General features: G+C 50.2%; 4 protein-coding genes. All 4 read right to left on the reverse strand.

Translation table 11 applies throughout. The features are described from left to right. Window position 1: 1 nt before the first annotated feature. Genes SB24_RS01195 through SB24_RS01210 form a run of 4 tightly spaced genes read right to left on the reverse strand, consistent with a single transcriptional unit; the run spans window position 2 to window position 17,784 of the window. Window positions 2-14,953 carry a non-ribosomal peptide synthetase gene (locus SB24_RS01195; protein ID WP_039251456.1) on the reverse strand — a complete coding sequence of 4,984 codons (14,952 nt, stop codon included), beginning with the start codon at window positions 14,951-14,953 and terminating at the stop codon, window positions 2-4. Between the two features lie 39 nt (window positions 14,954-14,992). Beyond that, entirely contained in the window at window positions 14,993-15,742 is a 750-nt protein-coding gene (locus SB24_RS01200; RefSeq protein ID WP_003154094.1) for a polyketide synthase, read from the reverse strand. 9 nt (window positions 15,743-15,751) lie between these two features. Further along, window positions 15,752-16,525: an enoyl-CoA hydratase/isomerase gene (locus SB24_RS01205; RefSeq protein WP_031379104.1), complete on the reverse strand. Its 774-nt coding sequence runs from the start codon at window positions 16,523-16,525 to the stop codon at window positions 15,752-15,754. After that, window positions 16,522-17,784 (reverse strand): hydroxymethylglutaryl-CoA synthase family protein, encoded by a 1,263-nt coding sequence (locus SB24_RS01210; protein ID WP_031379105.1) that lies wholly within the window; start codon window positions 17,782-17,784, stop codon window positions 16,522-16,524. Before SB24_RS01210 ends, SB24_RS01205 begins: the two co-directional genes overlap by 4 nt. Window positions 17,785-17,817: the final 33 nt, after the last annotated feature.

The raw sequence follows: 17,817 nt of genomic DNA on the forward strand, positions 1-17,817 counted from the left end.
GTTAAACCTCCACTTCATAGGTATCCCAGATGTTTGCCGCAGCTTTTTCGTTCGTTTCTTCTTTGCTGTCCGGCGAAATCAGCCGCTTATTTAATGCAGGCGGTGTTAAAGGATGGCGCTTGATTCGGCGCCCTTCGTCTTCCTGCCACGCTTCCACAATGACGTGAGCGTTTGTTCCGCCGTCGGCAAAGCAGTTAATTCCTGCCGCCGGCATTGGTGACGGCCAGTCTGCCAGAGTGCGGCTGAACTGAATATTGGCCTTTTCTCTATCAAAATGTGTATTTTCATGCTCGCCTGATAAAAACGGGATAAAGCTCTTTTCTTTCAGCATGAGAACAACTTTTATGAAACTTGCAATTCCTTCGGCGCAAAGCGGGTGCCCGATGTTCGGTTTCACAGATCCGATTCCGAGCGGGCCGGCGTCTTTTGAACGGTAGACGGATTGAATGGCCTTCAGTTCTAACAGATCCGTCACGACCGTGCCTGAACCGTTCGCTTCAATATGAGTAATGTCTTCCGGCTGTTTTCCGCTTTTTTCAAGAGCCGTCTTCATGACGGATTTTTGCGCTTCCAGACTCGGCGTAGCCGGGCCTGCCGTTCTTCCGTCATTATTGACGGATGCCGCCTTCACTACGGCATAAATAGAATCTCCGTCTTCAATGGCCTGAGACACGGTTTTTAATAGAACCATTCCGACACCCTCGCCCAGCACGACTCCATCGGCGCGTTCGTCAAATACATGGAACGACTGCGCTTTACTTAATATGCCGCGCTGTTCAAATAATTTATGGGTTTCTTCTGATTCAAACAGGCTCACGCCGCCGACGACGGCCGCTTTTATTTCTCCTGTTACAAGAGCCTGCACGGCCATATTCATTCCGACTAAAGCAGAAGAACAAGCCGTATCGAGGACAACGCTCGGGCCGCGCATATCAAAGTATTGAGAGAGATTGGCGGCCAAATAATTCTGGCCCAGCGCGACGATCGGGTTTTTCGCGTCCAGCAGTTTCTCTTCACCCGGTCTGTGACGGCTGCGTCCGCCGAGATACACACCTATTGCTTCTCCCTTTATCTCATCCGGCGTATAGCCCGCGTGATGCCACAGGTTAAGGCATTCTTCCAGAGCGGCCAAAGCTTGAGGGTCCATTGCCTTTACATCTTCTTCAGCCAGTAAAAAGAAGTCTGGATCAAATTGATGAATTCCATCAAGCATTCCCGCGTAATAAGGCGTCTTCAACCCCCATCGCTCAGCCGGAACAGGACCGATAGCCGAACGGCCTTCAGCCAAAAGCGACCAGTACGCCTCTAAAGAAGCCGCTCCCGGAAACCGGCAGGACATGCCGACGACCGCGATATCTTCCCGGTGAATCTGTTTTCCGGCCGCCTCTTCTTGCACCTTAACGGCTTGTGTTTCAATCAACGGCTCAGCCGGCTTCTTCTTAACAGGCTCCGCCGTCGCCAAATCAAACCGTTCTGACAAAACTTCTGTATATCCTTCGAGAAGCCAATTTGCGAAAGATTGAATCGTCGGATATTCATACAGAATGGACGGGTCAAGCGATGCCGAGAGATTCCGATTGATCCGCTGCAGAAGCTGAGCAAGAATAATGGAATCCACTCCGTAATCTTGGAATAATACGTCTGTCTCAAGCTGATCCTGGTCAATCCGCAGCTCTTCAGAAAATAATTCTTTCAGCCATTCTTCTGTTTTCCTTGTTAATTGAGCGTTGTCTGCGGCAGTATAAGCGGTTTTTTCCGCCGGTTTTACCATAGCCGGACTCATTGGCTGATCCTGCCTGCTCCGCCGCAGGAATCGCTCCGGCTTCCACAGCTTAGGATTCAGAACGGCCGGCAGCACCGGGCCCCTTGCTGATTCAAGAAGTATGCCGTCAAGGAGCTGTAATCCTTCTGCATTCGTGATGCTGTATAGCCCGCTCTCTTTATAAGCTTTGTTCGTTACTTCGCCCATTCCGGTTTCTTTCCAGTTCGGCCACTGAATGCTTACGATCGGCAGCTGCTCTTTGTATGAGTTTGCAAAATAGTCCATATACGCATTGGCCATGGCATAGTCGGCCTGTCCTGCCGAAAGCGCCGGTATCGCAGCTGACACGGAAGAGAACAAGACGAAAAACTTCAGCGGCTCTTCGCTGAGCACACTGTATAACGCCTGAAGCCCGTCTACTTTCGGCTCGAGCACGCGCTGTATGTCTTCATCGGTTTTTCTGATGAATGCGAGCGTCTCTTTATCGGTCACACCCGCGCAGTGAATCACGCCGCCGATAGGTCCGAGCGTCTGTTTTATCTGACTCAGTTCCTGTCTCAGCCCGGCTTCATCAGCTAACGGAACTGACAAAACCTTCACTTGTACACCTTTGGATTCCAAGTCGAGAACGGCTTCAATTTTCGCTTTTACAGAAGCCGTCACCCCATTCAGTCCGCCCGTCCACTCACTTCGCGGCGGAAGGGTCTCGCGGCCTGTAAGCACCAGTTTTTTCACTCCGTAATGTTCGGCAAAATGGCGTGCGCATAAAAGACCGATCCCCCTCGTCCCTCCGGTGATCAGAAGCACATGGTTGTCCGGAAAATCAATTCTCTCGCCTTGCATATTCATATTTTCTGAGCCGCTTAATACAGCGCGGTAGCGCAAGCCGTCCCTCCGGCAAACTTCCGCGTCATCAGTGCGAGCATGAAACTCATCGGCAATCTGCTTCGCCAGTTTGTCATCCGAAAGCGCTCCTTCAAGGTCGAGATGCCTTGAAGACAGGTGACCGTACTCGCATGCCAGCATTCTGTACAGACCGGCCCGTTTTGCTCCTGTTGTTTGATTGGCTTCTTTATCTAGTGACTCAAGGTCTTTCGTGACACAAAGCAGTGTCATCCCTTCTTTATGCCCATGCTCAATCAATTGCTGAAGCCATTTGATTCCGGCCATGTCTTGAGAATCTTCTTTCGCTGCGCCGAGGAGGTCGATGACTCCGTCAAACGCCTGCCAGTCATATTCACCGGTAAGGTCTGATGCGGTGATGATACGGTGATTCGGCATGTGCGCTGCGATCTCTTCTGCTAGATTGACCGTGTCCCCGCCTGTCAAAATCGCAACGGAACGTGGGCACGGTTCACCCAGTTCGAGCGGGCTCAGTTCCCATTGTTTCGTCAAAATACGTTTCATCCGTTCCTCTGTATGGACCTTCTTTTTGTCAGGATTCTCAGGCACCCAATACGTGTCTTTTGCGAACGGATAAGACGGAAGACTGAGTAAACGCGGCGTACCCTTTTCATACAGCCGGTTCCAATTCAATACGCCGCCTTTCACCCATACCTCTGCCAGCTTGGCGAATTTTCCTTTTTTAATCCAGGCGTCAATGACGAGGTCCATATCTTCATCGGCCGTGAACAAGGCAAACGTATCTTTATTGCGGTGAGACTGGCCGGTATACAGCCCGGCGATGTTTTTCTCATTTTTCGTAAATGCTTCCAGCTTTGTTTCCAATTCCGCCATCGTCGCTGCAAGAATGGCCAAGCGCTCTTCCATTTCGTCCCTTCCGGTTTGCAGCGTATAAGCGACGCCCGCCAAGTCTTGATCTGTATACGGCGTTTGACGGATCGCTTTTTGCAGCTGCTGCGCCTGTTCAAACAGTTTTTCTTTTGATTTGGCGGACAAAAGGATGATTGCCGGATTTTCCGGGCTGTGCTCAGGCTGAGCGGCTGCTTTCGGGACATACTCTTCAATGATGATATGGGCGTTGACCCCGCCGATGCCAAATGAGCTGACCCCGGCCCGGCGCGGAACAGCATTTCCGTTTCTATCTTTTGCTGCCGTCCATTCCTGATTTTCCTGCACGATGTAGAAAGGACTGTCATCGAGCTGAATGTACGGATTGATCGTTTCGCAATGCAGGCTTTTCACCAGCGTTTTGTGCTTCATTTGCAAAAGCACTTTCATGACGCCTGATACTCCCGCGGCAAGCTCTAAATGGCCGATATTGCTTTTGACCGAACCGATGCCGCAGCGGTGACCGGAGACTTCGGGCTCTTGATTTGTTTTCGCCAGCTCGTGAAACGCCGCTTTCAGACCATTTATTTCAATCGGATCGCCCAATTCCGTTCCTGTACCGTGCGCTTCAATATACGTAACGGTGCTCGGGTCCACTCCCGCTTTCCGGTATGCTTTCACCAATAAATCAGCCTGCAGTTTCGGATTCGGCGAGGTTAACGTATTCGCCCGGCCGCCGTGGTTTTCAGCCGTACCGCGGATCACACCGTAAATCGGATTGCCGTCACGTTCTGCATCTGTCAGTTTCTTCAGCATCAGAATTCCCGCGCCTTCTCCTCTGACATACCCGTTGGCATCTTTGGAGAAGGTTTTGCATTTTCCGTCTTTGCTGAGCATGCCTGCTTTGCTGTAGCTGATATGCGCTTCTTCCGTCAGAATCGTGTTGATTCCCCCGGCAATCGCCATGTCGCATTCTCCGTTTTCTATAGCGGATACCGCCCGGTGAATCGCCACAAGCGAGCTTGAACATGCCGTTTCAATCGGCTCGCTCGGCCCGTGAAGATTTAACAAATAGCTCAAACGGTTCGGACCTATGGAAGGAATCATGCTGCCTGTCGCCGCATGTCCTTCCGGCGCAAGACCTGCCCTTATGAACAAATCTTTATAACCGGTATTTCCGGTTCCGATAAAGACACCCGTATTTGTACCGGAAAGGCTTTCCGGCTTACAGCCCGCATCTTCTATCGCCCGCCATGCATAAGTCAATAACAGCCGCTGCTGCGGATCTAAATATTGGGCTTCCCGCGGTGAAATCCCAAAGAACAGCGGATCAAATTCAGCTATTCCGTCGATAAAGCCGCCCCACTTGATATTCGTTTTATTCCCTTCAAGATTCGGGTCGCCATCAAACGCTTGCCAATCCCAGCGTTCTTTCGGAATGGTTGTGATCGAATCCTTTCCTTCTTTCAAATTGCGCCAAAATTCCTCTATATCCTTTGCACCCGGGAATCGGCCGCTGATTCCGACAATGGCAACCGGGTCCAAGCGTCGCGGCTCTTGTGTCACTGCCGCGGCGTTCATTACCGTTGCGAAGCGCTTTTTCCGCTGCATTTTCGGTTTTTGGGCTTTTGGCTGCTCTTTTTTCGGAGACTCTTTCTTCTTTTCGCCGAAACGGCCCGGATGCTCTTTTGCCAAATATCCGGCGAGACCGCTGATCGTTCCGTACTCAAAGAAAATCGTCGGCGCCAGCTCCAGCTGATACGCTTCATTTAATTGATTCGTAAAGACGGTAAACGATACGGAATCAAAACCGTATTCACTCAATTCCGTATCTGTCTCAATGTCCTCACGGTCAACTTTTAAAATGCCGCTTACCATGGCTTTCAAAGCGGTGTGAAGCGTTTGAAGAGATTCTTCTGCATCGTGTTTTTCTTCCGGCTGAGAAGGAAGGCCGGCTTCTGCCTCATCCGTCAAATACTCTGCTAAACTGCGGATCGTCCCGTGTTCGAAGAAGATCGTCGGCGCCAGCTCCAGCTGATACGCTTCATTTAATTGATTCGTAAAGACGGTAAACGATACGGAATCAAAACCGTATTCACTCAGTTCCGTATCAATATCAATCTCGTCTTGGCCGACTTTTAAAATTGAACTGACCATTCGGATAAGCGCACCGTGCCATTTGTCTCCCGAAACGGCGGATACAGGCTCTATTTTCTCCACCTGCGGCTTTTCAGTTTCAGAAATGGACAGGAACGACTGTTTTAATTTTGCAGCTTGTCCTTCAGCTGCTAAAAGCTGCGGCTTTTCCTGAGCCATTCCTTCATAAAATGCAGCCAGGCCTGACGCCTTTTGAAGCGGAACCATGCCGAAAGCTTTTTTCATCATTCTCTCTGTCTCGTCTCCCGCCTGCATACCGCCATCTTTCCACAGCGTCCAGTTAAAGGCGACCGTTTTTCCGTGCCGCAGGCCATTCTCCGTAAGGGATTGCCTGTAAGCGGCGTATGCATCCATAAACGCGTTGCCGGCGGCATAATCAGCCTGCCCGACGTTGCCGAGAACGCCGGAAACACTGGAGAACAATACGAAAAAGTCAAGATTGCAGTCTTTGCTGGCTTCATCTAAATAAGCGGTTCCGATCACTTTCGGGTCAAGCACTTCTCTGAACTCTTCCTTCGTTTTTTGCAGCAGGAAGCGGTCTTGTATCACTCCCGCAGCGTGAATAATTCCGTTAAGCTTTCCGAATTCCGCCGTAATCTCTTTGATCAGCGCTTCATTTTCCCGCCGGTCCGCCGCATTCAGTTTTTTGTAGACGACATTTGCGCCTGAGTGCTGAAGCATAGCAAGCTCACGCTGTTTGGCTTCTGTCAGATTTGAGCGGCCCGTCAGAATGATGTTCGGGTGTTTTACGCGACCTGCGATTTCTTTTGCGAACATCAAGCCCAGGCTTCCTGCGCCTCCGGTAATCAGATATACGCCTTCGTCCTTCCAGACGATGCCGCCCCCTGCGGGATGCATTTCTTCCCAAGCCTTCACATACCGTTTTTCTCCTTTATAACGGATATGTTTATCATGCGGCCGATGACTGTCGTTTTTCAGTTTTTGAGCGACAGCCGGCATTTCGCCGATTGATTCCATTTCGATGAGCTGACAGTCAAGTTTTCCGTATTCCAGCTCGGCTGTTTTTAACAAACCTGTTAACCCCGCAAACAATTGCTGGCTGCCGTCTGCTGAGATAACGGTCTGAATCAGAATGCGGCCCTGCCTTTTTTCGCTGATGATCAGCCGGATGTGTTCGGCGATTGTCTGCGCGTAGCTTTGGAAGCGTTCAGCGGCTGTTTCACCCTCACCTTCTGCAATCAGCAGTTCGGCGTCTTTCAGGCCGGATGCCGCTTCATCTTTTATACGGCAGGCATCTTCACAAAGTATGATCAAATGCTCATCAGCACGGACAGCAGCTTTCTCGGATGCGGCGGCTTCTTTCCAGACCGATGCAAACAAGACCTTTTCCGATCCTGATGGCGGCTGAGCCGATTCTGCATCGCCTTCAAGCACTCTCGTAGAGAATCCTCTCACCTTCACGCAAAGCGCTCCTGTTTCGTCGAACAGGTCAATGTCGGCTTTCTGCACGGAATCACCGGTTTGATATCCTTCGCTGAAGCGTGCATGCGCCCGCATAGCCGGCGTGCATGCTTTGATGACTTCAAGATATTCCAACGCAAACGGCAGAATCAGCTTTTGTCCGGAAAACTCCTGCATAATGCAGATCGTCGCCGTCTGAATAGCTGAATCAATGATGCTCGGATGAAGCGTAAATTTTCCGTTCGTGTGAGAAACAGAATCCGGAAGCTGTATGTCCGAAAGCACTTCTTTCTCGCCGATAAAGGCGGACTTAATGCCTTGGAAGGCTTTTCCGTGGAACATCCCCCTGCTCCGGCCTTCCCGATAAAAGGCCGCCGGATCAAGAATGTCCGCTGTGCACCTGTTTTGTATGGCAGAAAGGTCGGCCTCAGGCTCTCGTTCAGCCTTTATGATCTCGGCCCGTCCTTGGCTGTGCAGCACTTCTTCGTCGTCAGCGTTTACGCTGTAAATGTCATATGAGATGATGCCGTCCTCTTCAGGGAACAGCGCAATATGGACTTGGCGCTCTTGTTCGTGAACGACGATCGGCTTCATCCAGACGGTATGATGGAGCGTTATTCTGTCTTGGTCTTTTAATAAGCCGCCAAGCGCCCGTTTTACCGCTTCATAAGACATTTCCAAATATGCCGCTCCCGGCAGCACCGCTTTTTCCCTGACCACATGATCCTTCAGGAAAAATTCTGAGCCTGTAAACCGTGAGCTGAACCGCTGAACGGCCAAATCTGACGTATTTTGCTGCACGAGCGGGTGTAAAACTGAGACTCCGGTGTGTGCGGCTGATGTGTTCTTTTCTGCTTTTTTCGGCCAGTACGGCTCCTTTGCAAACGGGTAGACCGGCACGCTGATTCGTTTCGGATGCTTGTCTTTGTAAAGCTTGTGCCAATTGATGGCGACGCCTTTACTCCACATTTCACAGAGCTTCGGTCCTTTTCCTTTCGCAAGCCATTTCTCAATGAGTTCAGCGCTGTCATCATCATCAGAAAGCCAGGCAATATCTTTCGCCTGCTGTTTTTCTCCTCTGAAGCAGCCTGTTACAGCCGGCTTATCATTGATAAAATCGGCAAGCTGCCGCTTCAGCTCCGCAATGCCGCTTGTGATAAAGGCCGCGCGCTCTTCCATCGCTTCCCTTCCGACTTGGAATGTGTAGGCAAGATCAGCGAGGTCTGTGTCCGTTTTTCTTTCCAGAAAAGCCAGCAGCTGTTTTGCGTACTCCTTCAGACGATCTTTTTTTCTGGCAGACAACGGAATGATGAACGGGCCGGCAGCGTCTGCTGCTTCGGATGCATCCGGATATTGTTCAAAAATCGCGTGTGTGTTTGTTCCGCCAAGACCGAAAGAGCTTAAAGCCATGCGGTGCGCTCTGTTCTCACGGGTTAACTCTTTCTTTTCTTCCGCTACGTAAAACGGAGAGTCTTCTAAATGAAGATTCGGATTCGGCTCTTTGTAATTGATGCTCGGCGCGATTTCCTGATGATATAAGCTCATGACAACCTTGATGCAGCCCGCCATTCCGGCCGCTGTATCCAAATGCCCGAGATTTGTTTTGACTGAACCGATGCCGCAGTATTGTTTTTTATCTGTATATCGGCCGTACACCGATTGAAGTGCGGACAGTTCGATCGGATCGCCGAGTTTTGTTCCCGTGCCGTGAGCTTCGACGTACGCGATCGTTTCGGGATGGATGCCCGTCTGATCAATGACCTTCTGAATGACCTCAGCCTGTCCTTTGACGCTCGGCGCATAAAATCCGACCTTATCCGCTCCGTCGTTATTGACGCCGATTCCGCGCAGCAGCGCATAAATATGGTCGCCGTCCTTAACCGCATCAGACGCTTTTTTCAAGAGCACGGCGCCGGCCCCTTCACCGCCGATCATTCCGTCAGCATCCGCGTCAAACGCTTTAATATGCCCGTCGCTCGAAAAATTCAGCCCCGGCTGATGAACATACCCGGCGCTTGATTCCGTATGAAGGGTCGCACCGCCGACAAGGGCGTACTTGGCTTCGCCGGACTGCAGGCTTTGAAAAGCCGAATGCAGGCCGATTAACGAAGATGAGCAGTTGGCATGGACAAAATAGCTCGGCCCTTTCAACCCGAGTTTATGAGAAATCATCGTCGGAATCGTACCGCTTTGGGCAAGCACCCATGACACGTAGCCATCCGGCGTTTCCAGCTGTGCTGTCGTCTCCTCCGGCAGCAGGCTGCGGTAAGAGTTTGTGCTGGCAGACATATACACGCTTGTTTCCGGAATTTCTTTGGAGATATATCCCGCATCCTCGATTGCTTTCCATGAATGGAGCAAAAGTATTCTCAGCTGAGGGTCCATATACTCCGCATCTTTCGGTGAAAAGCCGAAGAAACCGGGATCAAACATTTCTTTCCCCTTTAAAACTGATTTAGCCGGAACGAAGCCGGGATGATCAGCCAGTTCTTCAGAAATACCGAATCGGCGGAGCTCTTCTTTTGAAAAGAAGGTGATGCTTTCTTTGCCTTCTTTGATGTTATTCCAAAATTCATAATGATCTTTCGCTCCCGGAAACTCACAGGATATACCGATAACCGCAAGGCTGTCCTCGTAATAATCGGGAAATTCTCCCGCCGGGTGTTCCCGGTATTCTGTATTCACTTTCTTTTGCGGCACAGGAGCCAAAACGGTTTCTTTCGGTTTTTGTTCTGTGATGTACCGGCTGATGTCTTTTACCGTCGCGTATTCAAACAGCTCCGTTACACTGAATTCACAATCCAGTTCCTGCGTCATCCGGTCAGTGACAGTCACGGCAAGAAGCGAATCTCCCCCCGCATCAAAAAAGCGGTCATCAAGCTCTATATCTTTGCTTTTCAATACATCCTGCCAAATCGCCAGCACCGCCTGCTGGATATGAGTTGATGAAAATGTTTGTGTGTCCGGCTGCTTTTCCGTCAGATCGCGGGCAGCAAGAAGCTTGCGGTCCACTTTTCCGTTCGGCGTAAGCGGCAGCTCTTCAAGACGGATAAACGAAGCTGGCGTCATATAGGCCGGCAGCGCTTGTTTCAAATGATTGCGCAATTCCTTTGCAGACGGAAGCGGCTCTCCGTTTTTCCGGATATAAAACGCGCAAAGCTTCTCATTTCCGGAGTGATTGTTCACAACCACTACACTTTCCTGTACGGCCGGATGGGCATTCAGCCTGCTCTCAATATCTCCGGGTTCAATGCGGTAGCCGCGGATTTTGACTTGGGTATCCATCCGTCCCATGTATTCAATGCGGCCGCCGGGAAGAAAACGCGCCATATCGCCTGTTTTATAAAGCTTTGATCCCAGTTCGAGCCGGTGGCTGACGAAAGCTTTATCTGTCAGCTCAGGCTTGTTGAAATACCCTCTTGCCAATCCGTCTCCCGCAATACAAAGTTCTCCCGGCACCCCTTCTAAAACAGGGTTGAGACCGGAATCCATAATATACACGCGGGTATTGGCGATCGGGCGTCCGATCGTAAGCGCGCTCTCATTCTCCGTTATCCGCTGCACCGCGGACCAGATTGTCGTCTCTGTCGGCCCGAACATATTCCAAGCCTCACTTTTCGTATCGAGAAACTGCTGCTTCAATTGTTCGCTAAGCGCCTCTCCGCCGCAAAGGATTTTCACATTTTCTTCATTTGACCATCCGGAATGAAAGAGCATTTTCCACGTAAACGGGGTCGCCTGCATGATCGTCGGTTTGTACTCTTGAATCAGCTCTTTCAGCTTCCGTGCGTCTTTTGTGACTTCTGTCTTACAGATGTTGCACTCCGCTCCTTTGATTAAAGGAAGGTAAAGCTCCAGTGCCGCGATGTCAAAGCAATATGTCGTGACGGCAAGCAGTTTGTCTTCGGACGAAAGCCCCGGTTCATTCGCCATCGAGAGTAAGAAATTGGTCAGCGCCCGGTGCGGAATCATCACGCCTTTCGGTTTGCCCGTGCTGCCCGACGTGTAAATGACATACGCCAGATCGTCAGGTGTCACTAACCGCTTCAGCGACGTTCTTTCCGCGGCTGTACTTTCAATATGAGACCAATCGCGGTCAATGGCAGTTGTCTGCACGCCTCCCCAGTTCAAAGAGTGCTCTAAATCAGCTGTCGTCAGGCACATTGAAATCCTGCTGTCGGCGATCATATATTCCAATCTGTCAGCGGGATAAGAAGGATCAAGCGGCACATACGCTCCCCCGGCTTTTAAAATGCCGAGAAGTCCGACAGCCATATGCAATGAACGGTCTGTATAAATGCCGATGAGATCATCAGGGCCTGCACCGTGCGCCTGCAAATAGAGCGCCAGCTTCGTGCTTTTTTCATTAAGCTCACGGTACGTCAGCTTTTGCTCTTCATACACAACCGCACAAGCGTCCGGCGTTTCTGCCGCCTGACGTTCGAACAATTCATGGAAGCAGGCATCCGGATATTCACGGCTTGTCTCATTCCAAGACTTAAGAATCATGTGCTCCTCTCTTTTTGTCATGAGAGAAACGTTCTCAAGCGGCGTATCCGGATTCGCCGTCAAAGCTTCAGCAGCTTGTACAAATTGGCTGAAAAGCCTGGCCGCCCCTGCTTCGTCGAATAATTCGGTGCTGTATTTAATCGTAAGATCCATGCCTGATGCTTCTTCCCACATTTCAAATACAAGATCATATTCCCCCTCCTGATGAATGTCTTTTACAAACTCACAGGAGAATTCCTTGTATTCATCAAGCATCGATTGATAGCTCGAATGCTGCAGAAAGTTCTGATAGAAAAAGGCATTGCTGAAAACAGGCGAACCGTTCTGCCGGGGTTTCGCATGCACATCACGCACCATTTTCGGAAAGGGATAAAAGGAGTGATCCAGTCCGTCCAGAACGGCATCCTGCACCTTTTGAACAAAGTCAGCAAATGTTTCTTTTCGTCCGGCTCTGCTCCGTATGGGAAGCATGTTAAGGAAATGGCCGACCACTCCGTCAAAGCGTTCTTCGGGTCTGACCATTGCAGGCATGCCTGTCACAATATCTTCCTTATCCGTATATTTGCTTAAAAGCACCATGTAACAGCTCAGCATGACGGTAGACAAATGAATCGAACGGGATGCGGCAAACGCCGTTATATTATTCAGCAGCCGTTCGGGAAGACGGCGTGTCAGCGTATCTTCTGTAAACTCCGGAACACTGCTTTCCGTGCGCATCGGCGGAAGCTGAAGGTCAGGCAGATCGCCCTCGAGCTGTTTCATCCAGTAAGCGCGGGCAGCTTTGCTTTCTTCACCCGCTAAATACCGCTTTTCCCAAGCCGCGAAATCGGGATGAATACCGGGAGCGGCAGCTGTAAACTCTTCTTTTCCCTCCAGCAGCGCCTGATAATGATCCAGCAGACTGTGAATTAATGTAATGGATGAAATGCCGTCAAACACGATGTGGTGAATGACCGTCAAAAGATAATGTTCCTCGGCGGATTTTGAAAGCAGCTGCACGCGCAGCAAAGGCCCGCCTTCTTTGACAAACGGCTCTTTCACTTTTTTCCGTATCAGAGCGGATATTTGTGATTCATTGACGTCAGAAATATCTTCTTCCGAGAATACAAAAGGATCTGCCGCTTCTATGAAATAAAACCCGCCGTCTGTTTCATTCACGGCGCTTTTGAGCATCGGATGCTGCTTTAATACGAGCTGAAACGCCTGTTTCAGTTTCTCTTTGTCGATTCCGGATGTGAATCGGAAACAGAGCGGGACATGGTATGCAGTCGTTTCAGGCGACATTTTCTGCAATGTCCACAGCCCTTTTTGGACTTCTGAAAGCGCTGGCGCCGTTTGCCGTCTCTCCCGTTCTGCCGGCGGTTCGGCTTTTTGGGGATGATGGTCCGCTGACATGTTTGCCGCTTTTTCAGCAGTATAAGCCGCTAAAGCGCCAATCGTCGGGTTTTTGTGCAGCTCTCTTGCCGTCAGCCGGATGTGATACGTTTTTTCAATTGATCTGGCGAGTTTCATCATCTTGATGGAATTGACGCCAAGACTTTGAAACGGTGTATTTGGATCAACGAGCTCATCCGCGATGGAAAGTTCCTCTTTCAGAAAACGGATAAAATCCCGTTCAATTTCTTTCTCTGCAGAAGCCGTGTCTGAATTGCCGCCTTCTTGTCTGTTATTATGTAATGAATCAAATTGCCCTTGTTCAAATGAATGTTTCAGCTGAGTGCGCTGGATTTTCCCGATCGCCGTCTTAGGAATGTCTTCTTTTGCGACCGGAAGCAGATAATCAGGGGTAACGCCGATTCTCTGTGTCACGTGCTGGTGAATGTGATGAAGAAGCTTCGTCATGCGGTTCTCATCCAACGGAACAGATGTCACAAAGAAAATCGCCAGCTCATCTGTCGTGCTTTGATTCGGCCGGACGGCGCATGCCGCTGTATATGACGTTTCAATTTCCGGCAATTCCTCAACGGCTGATTCAATGGCGTGGCTGTAATAATTCACACCGTTGATAATGATGGCATCTTTCGTGCGCCCCGTTATCGTCAGGCGGCCTTCACGCAGAAATCCGAGATCTCCCGTTTCAAACCAGCCGTCTTCTGTAAAGACACTATCATTTAAGTCCGGGCGCTCATAATATCCGCTCGTTACAGTCAGACCCGACACTTGGAAGCGGCCGATTTCTCCTTCTTCCACCACTTGATTGCGGTCATCCGTAATTCTCATATTAAATCCCGGGATCGGCAGACCGATCTCGACGAAACGATCGTCGTCACTCGTGTTTTCCAATGTAAACTCATCTGAGAAAATAACGCCCGAAGACGTTTCGGACATTCCCCATGCGGGACGGATGGCATTAGCCGGCAGACCGTGCGGCTCTAAAAGCTCCATAATTCTGCGTCCGACTTTCGCAACCGCGGCCTCCCCGCCGTTCAGCATGTAACGCATGGAAGATAAGTCCCATTTCCGCGTTTGAATCTCTTCTGCAAAATCAGCAAGCAGCCCAAAGGCAAAATTTGGGGCCCACGTGACCGAAGCGCGGTAATGATCAATCAGGTCGAGCCATTTTAAAGGGTCCATCAAAATGGATTCGCTCGGTATGTTGATTTCCTCACATCCGAGATAAACATCACGCAGATGAAGCATTCCGATGCCGCCGACATGGTCAAAAGGCATCCAGTTAAACGTGACATCCTCACTTGTATAGCCCTGCATCTGAATATTTCCTTTGACCATGCAGACGATGTTTTCATGGCTGAGCATCACGGCTTTCGGCGTGCCCGTGCTTCCCGAGGTCAAAAGCAGCATCGCCAAATCTTCCGGACGGGGATGATGACAGTCCGTATCCATTTCGTGCGCACTGAGATCTTCTGCCGCTAAAGCGCAAAAACCGGAAAGCTCCTGCTCCTCCGCCCATTCAGTCATCTCCGGCAGCACGTCACGGCTTGTGATGACATACGGCTGATTCAAAAGCGTCCAGGCGTCTTTCAGTTTTTGCGTCCCGCTGTTCATTTCTGTATAAGCCGGAGCGGCCGCAAGCGGAACAGGGATCGCTCCTAAAAAAACACAGCCCCAAAAAGCAGGAATCAACTGGGAATTGTCACTGAGCTGTAATATGACTTCATCCTGAGCCTTCACTCCTGATTGGCGGAGCCCTTTCACAATCGAAAGAGCGATCTTTTTCAGGCCGCTGTAAGTCTGGTACACTTTGGTGCCGTCAGGCTGTATATATGTGATGCCCTTTTGGTCTCCCGCTGCCGCGGCGGTTTTGTGCAGGACTTCAGGAATCGTCATCGGCTGATCCGCTGAAAGCCGCAATGATTTTCCATAGCTGACAGATGGCTTGAGTAACCCGCTTGCCTTCATATCACTTTTCATAGAGCTGCCTCCATTTCATCTGTATGTAAGATGTATGTCTTATACTCCGTACATCGTCGTGATTCGTTTTTTCACTTCATCATCATGAAACGTCTCATCGTGCATGATTAACTCCTTCTCAATGACGGCCGGAAGCTGCTCGCGAAACGGCGTCACCAAGTGCCTTTTCAATGTAATTAAAGAGTTTCTCGGTTTTTCCGCAAGCTCACGGGCCAATTCCTGCGCATAGTCTAGTACTTCCTGCCGAGGAAGCACCGGAAAAGGCACCCCTCTTTTCTCCAGGTCACCGCCGCGGTAGTGGCCGCCGTTTAACAGCATTTCATGGCCGAGGCTTGCCCCAAGCTTCTCCGGAACGATAAAGGTAGCGCCCATTCCGGGGGTGAAACCGTATTTCATAAAGTTTGCGGTATACACGCTTTCTTTGCTTAAAATGACAAAATCACTGAAAAGCCCCATGACAAACCCGCCTCCGATTCCGTGGCCCTGCATGGCGGAAATGACGGGAATATCACATTCCAGCGCCAAAGAGTACATGCGGTCTTCCGTAAACTTCGTGATGCCCTGCTGAATCCTGAGCAGGCCTTCCTGTGTGCCTCCGGAAGCAAAGTAATGGCCGTATCCTGTTAAAATCACAGCTTTATAGACTGACGATTTTTTTATACGGGTGAATGCTTCCATCAATCCATCCGTCAGTTCTTTGGAGAAGGCGTTTTTATGGGCTTTATCCTGCATTGTCACTTGGATAATATCCGGTTCAATTTCGAGCAGTTCAACTGCGGCGTTCGGCATGATATCCTCCTAACTGTTCTCCGTTTCCCAAGGAAGCCGCCCCGTTTCTGCATAACGGGTGATGGCTGATTGGTTATCCGGATCTGAAAACATCGCTTGATTTTCGGCTAAAGCAATGGATTTCGAACGATGAACAAGGTCGTTTAAGGAATCCATGTATTGTTTATAGCGGATGACTGCTTTTTTCGACAGCGGGCGGAGGCGCAGCAAATGCTTTCTCAGCTCTGTTGCTGAGTCCGGGACGCATACGTCACAAAGTCCCCATTCAAGCGCCTGGCGTGCCGGCACGGGCTTTGTCATGATCGTCATATAATGCGCCTTTTGAAATCCGATTCTTTGAATTAAAAACGGCAGAACGCAGGCCGGATAAAGTCCGAATAACAGTTCAGATAAACTGAACGAAGCATTCTCCTCTGCAATGACGATATCGCACGCGGCGGCAAAACCGACACCTCCCGCATTTACTTTTCCGCGGACGCGGGCGATTGTGATGTACGGCCCGGATTTTAATGCCAGCCACAAACGGTAAAGCGGCTCCTGCGATTCCGCATGCTGCATTCCCTGCCTCATTTTCCGGTACATCTCATCAAAATCCGCCCCGAAACAAAATACCTCCGGCTGCCCTTCAAGCACTACGGAGGTCACGGAGTCTTCACATTCAGAAAGAACATGCAGGCATTCCTCCACTAAACGCTCATTAATCGTATTGTTGGCTTCAGGCCGATCAAAGGTGATGAAGCAGACATTTTGCTGAAAACGGACGTTTATCGTTTCATAGGTCACGATATCCACCTGTATTTCCGATGAAATTCCGTGATTTCTTCCAAATATAAACGAGGGCTCCCGGCATGATGGTCTAAAATGTTCGGAATCATATTCATATCCAATTTGACATTCCGGGTACCGAACTTCACCAAACCGCTGCCTTTAAACAGTTCTTCATACTCTTCCATGGACAGCCTGTATCTGTTGTTCAGATGCTCTTCTATTTTGAAAGAATGCTGCCGCGCTTGCCCTTCAGGCGTCACAACGCCGCTGTAAAATTCTGAACAGCATCCGGAGCCGTAGGAGAAACAGCCGATCCGCTTAGAAGTGTCAAATGCCCCTTGGTCAATCGTGCTTGCAAGAGCCAGTAAAGAGGCTGCTCCCATAATGTTTCCGACTCTTTGGCAGTAGCGGAGCCCCGGCTCTACTCTGGTTTGAAAATCCTGTTCGATTTCAGCGTTTTTCGCTTTTGCAAGCTTGCGCATCATCGTCCGGTGGGCCCCTTTGACCATGCCGCCAAACGGTGTATGGAAGGCTAGATAGTGAAACGTCTCTTTGTAGTCAGCGCCCGGCACACGGTTTTTGTACTCGCGAAATGTCTGTTCACAGCAATCGAGGTAAGACATCAATGACAAATCGGCGTCACCGGCTTCACTGTCCGGGATCGGACGGCATGTATCCATCACCTCATAGCCGTAGTAGCCGTTAGCGCCCGCATCCGCCTGAAATACAATTGGATTTTCACCGATCAATAAGGCGACGGCACCCGCTCCGGCGCTGGGTTCGGCGTAAGACCAATCCTCACTTAACGCATCACCGCCTTCGGCAATTAAAAACCGGGAAATATCCGTCGCGACGACAAGCGCCTTCGCTCCGGGGGATGTCTGCGACAAAATAAAGTTAAGCGCCATCTGCAAACCCGCCGTTCCTGAATAACAGGCTTGTTTCAGTTCAAATAAACGGCAGTTCCGGTTGAGGCCTAAGTAATCATGAATATATGTACTGAGTGATTTTCCGAAGTCGATGCCGGACTCCGAGCAGGTAATCAGCAGCTCGATTCTGTCTTTTTCAGCCTCTGTCAATCGGTCGATAATCGGCTTTGCCGCGTTAACGCCGAATGTAACGGGGTCTTCGTACGGAAGCGCCACCGCTTTTTCTTTCATCAGTAAATTTTCAAATCTGGCAGGGTCTAAGTTTCTGTACTCCGCCAGCTGCATGACATCAAGGTATGCTGTCCCGCCAAACACATTTATCGCTTCTATTCCGGCAGCCGCCATGAACTTCGCCTCCAATATGAATTTTGAGTTTCC

The organism is Bacillus sp. Pc3, from assembly GCF_000815145.1.
Taxonomy (GTDB): Bacteria; Bacillota; Bacilli; order Bacillales; family Bacillaceae; genus Bacillus; species Bacillus velezensis.

Coding starts and splice junctions, on each gene's coding strand:
- SB24_RS01200 (WP_003154094.1), bottom strand. CDS start 15,742: ATGCCGAACGCCGCAGTTGAACTGCTCGAAATTGAACCGGATATTATC.
- SB24_RS01195 (WP_039251456.1), bottom strand. CDS start 14,953: ATGAAAAGTGATATGAAGGCAAGCGGGTTACTCAAGCCATCTGTCAGC.
- SB24_RS01210 (WP_031379105.1), bottom strand. CDS start 17,784: ATGGCGGCTGCCGGAATAGAAGCGATAAATGTGTTTGGCGGGACAGCA.